Below are 360 nucleotides of genomic sequence, written 5' to 3' on the forward strand. Positions count from 1 at the left end.
GGCGTGCTGCACAAGGAAGGCAATCGCTGGGTCGCCGACAGCGGCAACAGCCAGGGCCTGCACTTCAACCCGGAGTTCCTCCGGGCGATCAACCAGCTCGGCGAACTGGCCGACATTCTCTACACCGATGGCGGCATGGGCATGACCTTCCAGCTCCAGGCCAAGCCGGTGCGCAATGTCGTGCAGACCAGCTTCATCCTCGACGGCGTGGCCCTGGAGTACTTCAACCAGGTGCAGAGCTGGCAACAGTTCATCTGGCCGGGCGGCAGCGACCACCCGGGGGCCTCGCTGAGCTGGACCAGCACCCGCGGCGGGGCACGCCTGTTCGGCGACTACGCCGGCACCTGGGGGCTGATCCGG

1 protein-coding gene is annotated in these 360 nt (G+C 67.2%); it reads left to right on the forward strand.

Features of this window, described 5'->3' with window-relative positions:
- Positions 1-360: type VI secretion IcmF C-terminal domain-containing protein (locus P3W75_RS31950; RefSeq protein ID WP_276229649.1), on the forward strand; the 360-nt coding region annotated here is incomplete at both ends.

Source organism: Pseudomonas citronellolis, assembly GCF_029335315.1.
Taxonomy (GTDB): domain Bacteria; phylum Pseudomonadota; class Gammaproteobacteria; order Pseudomonadales; family Pseudomonadaceae; genus Pseudomonas; species Pseudomonas citronellolis_A.